This is a genomic window from Streptomyces thermovulgaris, assembly GCF_002155915.1.
GTDB lineage: Bacteria > Actinomycetota > Actinomycetes > Streptomycetales > Streptomycetaceae > Streptomyces > Streptomyces thermovulgaris.
Genome location: NZ_MUME01000248.1, coordinates 191 through 4,314, shown reverse-complemented (window position 1 = coordinate 4,314; position 4,124 = coordinate 191). Strand labels below are relative to the sequence as shown.

Below are 4,124 nucleotides of genomic sequence, written 5' to 3'. Positions count from 1 at the left end.
GGTGGGCTCGTCCAGGAGCAGCACGGGCGCGTCCCTGATCATCGCGCGGGCGATGGCGAGACGCTGGCGCTGGCCGCCGGACAGCATCAGGCCGCGCTGGCCGACCACGGTGTCGTAGCCGTCCGGCAGCAGGCGGATGAAGGCGTCGGCGTCGGCGGCACGGGCGGCCTCCACGATCTCGGCGTCGGTCGCGTCGGGCCGGCCGTAGGCGATGTTCTCCCGCACCGTGCCGTGCAGGACGAGTGTCTCCTGCAGCACCACCGCGATGTTGTCGCGCACGTCGGCCAGGGCCGGCTCCCGCAGATCGGTGCCGTCGAGGAGGACGGCGCCCCGGTCCGGGTCGTGGAAGCGCAGCAGCAGCTTGGCCACCGTGGACTTCCCGGCTCCGCTCGCCCCCACCAGGGCCAGGGTCTCGCCGGGGCGGACGCGGAACGACACGTCGGACAGCGCCCGGCGGGAGGCGCCGGGGTAGCGGAAGGACACGCCGTCGAACTCGATCTCGCCGCGGACCCGGCCGATCCGCCGGGCGTTCGGGGCCTCGCGGACGTCGGGCTGCTGGTCGAGCAGCTCCACGATGCGCTCGGCGGAGGCGGAGGCGGCGTAGAAGGCGGGGCCGAGACGGGAGAGCTCGCGGATCGGGCTGTAGAGCTTGCCGATCAGTGCCAGGAAGACCAGCAGTTCGCCCAGGGTGAGGTACCCCTGGGCCAGCTTCCAGGTGCCGAAGCCCATGACGGCGAGGCCGCCGCCCACCTCGATGAGCTCCACCAGGGGCCGGTAGACCGCCCGGATCCGTGTCGCGGCCATCGTGGCGTTGAACTCGCCGAGGTTCTCGCGCTCGAAGCGGCGCTGCTCCCGGTCCTGCTGGTTGTACGCCTGGACCAGGGTCACCTGGCCCAGCGACTCCTCGGCGACCGCGCTGAGCGAGCCGCTGCGGCGGCTGCTCTCCCGCGACGCCCGTTTGATCAGCCGGGAGAAGTGGCGGGCGGCCCCCCAGAACAGGGGCACGATGACGATGGCGAGGAAGGTGAGGTCCCAGCTCAGATAGAAGAGCAGACCGATGAAGATGCCCAGCTGGAGCAGGTTGTAGAGGATGTCCAGCACGCCCGAGAGCAGGAACATCTCGATGGCGTCCACGTCCCCGGTGATCCGCGCGAGCACGTCCCCCAGCCGCCGCCGCTCGAAGAATCCCGGGGACTGCCGCTGCACATGCCGGAAGACGTCGGAGCGCAGGGAGAGCAGAAAGCGCTCGCTGACGTAGGTGGAGGCCATGCTGTCGACGAAGTCCAGGACGGCGGAGACGACGACGAGCCCGAGGAAGGCCGGTGCGATCCAGAGGAAGGGCGCCAGGTCCCGGGGAACGAGCACCCCGTCCACCACGGTCTTGAACAGCCACAGCTCGGCCACGGAGACGAGGGGCGCCAGCAGGCTGAGCAGCAGGAGCGGCACGAACCAGAGCCGGTGTCCCCGGGTGTAGGGCCAGAAACGCCGGAAGATCACACGTGGCGGCAGCGGCGGGGCCTCGGCGACCACGGCATCGGGGTCCGGGTCCGCCGACAGCAGGCGCCGCAGCACATACCGACGAAGCGGACCGGTGCCATCGGCCGCCGGTCCGCTCCGCTCCTTGTCACCAGCGGGCACTGGTCATCAGCGTCCGCCGCGTCCGCCGTGTCCGCCACGTCCGCCGCGTCCGTGGCCGCCGCGTCCGTGGCCGCCGCGTCCGTGGCCGCCGCGTCCATGCCCGCCGCGTCCGTATCCGTCGCCCCAGCCGCCGCGGCCATGGCGCCCATAGCCGTAGTCGTCGTCGTCACGTCCGCGGTTCACGGTGGGGAAGAGCGCATCGAAGAACGCCATGTCATTCCTCCTGATTGAAAGTGCCTTCGTAGTGGGTACGGCGCAGGGGCGGATCGGGATGGCGTTTCGGTTGAATCAGTACAAATTTCTTCCCGGTGGAAGGGGGAACGGGCCGGGGCGGCCGGTCCGCGGAGCACCCAAAGCGCCCCGGGAACCGGCGTGGCGCGTGCCCTCGGCGGGGGCGTCACGCCTGTTCAGGCGCCCGTTCCGTACGGTCCCTCCGGCGGCGGGACGGGAGCGCCCGGAAGACGCACCGTCGCCACCGTGCCGCCGCCCTCCGCCGGGGTCAGGGCGACCTCGCCGCCGGCCTGCTGGACCGTGCGGGCCACGATGGACAGGCCGAGGCCCGAGCCGGGAAGGGCGCGGGCGCTCGGGGAGCGCCAGAAGCGGTCGAAGACGTAGGGGAGTTCCTCGGCGGGGATGCCGGGGCCGTGGTCGCGGACGGTGAGGGTGCCCTGGTGGAGGACGACCTCGATCGTGCCCCCCTCGGGGCTGAACTTCACCGCGTTGTCGAGGATGTTGACGACCGCTCGCTCCAGCGCGGACGGCTCCGCCCGTACGTACCAGGGGGACAGGTCCGCCACGATGCTCAGCTCCGGACCGCGCAGCCGGGCGCGGCGCAGCGCCGCCTCCACGGTGTCGTGGAAGCCGATGATCTCGACCCGTTCGCCCCGCTGTCCCTCCGAGCGGGACAGTTCCTGAAGGTCGCCGATCAGGGAGGCCAGCTCGGTCATCTGGGCCTTGACCGAGGCGAGCAGCGCCTTGCGGTCGGCCTCGGGGAGCGGGCGGCCGGTCTCCTCGCTGCGGGTGAGCAGCTCGATGTTCGTACGGAGCGAGGTCAGCGGGGTGCGCAGCTCGTGCCCCGCGTCCGCGATCAGCTGTTTCTGCAGGTCCCGGGAGCTGGCGAGGGCCGAGGTCATGGAGTTGAAGGAGCGGGACAGACGGGCGATCTCGTCCTCGCTGTCGTCCTCCACGGGGATGCGGATCGCCAGGTCCTCGGTGCGGGCCACGTGCTCCACCGCCTGGGTGAGCTTGTCCACCGGGCGCAGACCCGCCCGGGCGACCGCGAGACCGGCGGCTCCGGAGCCGAGGACCCCCACGCCGGAGACGAGGAGGAGCAGCAGGGCCAGGTCGCCGAGGGTGTTCTCGGTGTCCTCGAGGGACAGGCCGAGCATGAAGGCGATGCCCGGGACCGCCTCGGCGTCGGGGCCGGGGCCCGTCGGGACGGGGACGGTCATCACCCGGATGGTGTCGCCCCGGGTGTCGGTGGTGGTGTGGAAGGTGCGCTCGCGCACATCGGGGGCGGCGGCCACCTTCCGGTCCTCCTGCGTGACCTTGATCACCCCCGGGGACCAGGGTTCCACGCAGAACTTGCCCTCCGACGTCACCAGCTGCACATAGAGGTTCGAGCGCTGCATGTCCTCCGAGGAGTCGTCCGTCGTCTGCGAGCACCGGGCGATCAGCGCCGTCGCCGTGGCGGCGGTCACCCTGCCGTAGCTCGAGAGCCGGGCGTCGACCTCGTCGTACAGCTTCCCCTGCACGAAGTACCAGCACGTCAGGGAGACCGCCGCCACCGCGAACGCCACCGTCGCCGCCACCAGCAGGGCCAGGCGGGAGCGGATCGGCAGCGTACGGAACCGGCGGACGACCGTCCTCACTCGGCGCCGTCCTGTCGCAGCACGTACCCGACTCCGCGGACGGTGTGCACCAGACGCGGCTCGCCGCCGGCCTCCGTCTTGCGGCGCAGATACATGACGTAGACGTCGAGGGAGTTCGACGAGGGCTCGAAGTCGAAGCCCCAGACCGCCTTCAGGATCTGCTCACGGGTGAGCACCTGGCGCGGATGGGCCATGAACATCTCCAGCAGGTTGAACTCCGTACGGGTCAGCTCCACCTGCCGGCCGCCGCGTGTGACCTCACGGGTGACCAGGTCCATGCGCAGGTCGGCGAAGGTCAGGACCTCGCCCTCCTGGGCCGTGCCCGCCACGGCCGCCGCGTAGGAGATGCGGCGCAGCAGCGCCCGGATGCGGGCGAACAGCTCGTCCAGCTCGAACGGCTTGACCAGGTAGTCGTCCGCGCCGGCGTCCAGGCCGGTGACCCGGTCGCCGATGGTGTCGCGGGCGGTCAGCATCAGGATGGGGGTGGTGTCCCCGGCGCCGCGGATGCGGCGGGCCGCGGTCAGGCCGTCCATCCGGGGCATCTGGATGTCGAGGACCACCAGGTCGGGCTTGTAGGTGCTCGCCTTGTCCAGCGCGTCCGCGCCGTCGACGGCG

Annotated in this window: 4 protein-coding genes; all 4 read right to left on the bottom strand. The window is 71.6% G+C overall.

Annotation, left to right across the window (positions count from 1 at the left end; translation table 11 throughout):
* A partial coding sequence (locus tag CCN35_RS19310) for an ABC transporter ATP-binding protein (RefSeq protein ID WP_245863283.1) occupies nucleotides 1-1,638 on the bottom strand: 1,638 nt, incomplete at its 3' end.
* Between the two features lie 6 nt (nucleotides 1,639-1,644).
* Nucleotides 1,645-1,851, bottom strand: a complete 207-nt coding sequence (locus CCN35_RS27790) for a hypothetical protein (RefSeq protein WP_158100420.1) — start codon at nucleotides 1,849-1,851, stop codon at nucleotides 1,645-1,647.
* A gap of 194 nt (nucleotides 1,852-2,045) precedes the next feature.
* The gene (locus tag CCN35_RS19305) at nucleotides 2,046-3,509 is read right to left on the bottom strand and encodes a HAMP domain-containing sensor histidine kinase (protein ID WP_067397168.1); all 1,464 of its coding nucleotides are present in this window, start codon (nucleotides 3,507-3,509) and stop codon (nucleotides 2,046-2,048) included.
* Nucleotides 3,506-4,124: response regulator transcription factor (locus CCN35_RS19300; RefSeq protein WP_086793713.1), on the bottom strand; the 619-nt coding region annotated here is incomplete at its 5' end. The genes CCN35_RS19305 and CCN35_RS19300, both read right to left, overlap by 4 nt.

What these genes read in the sequence shown, in the direction of transcription:
- CCN35_RS27790 (WP_158100420.1), bottom strand. Translation starts at nt 1,851, where the DNA reads ATGGCGTTCTTCGATGCGCTCTTCCCCACCGTGAACCGCGGACGTGAC.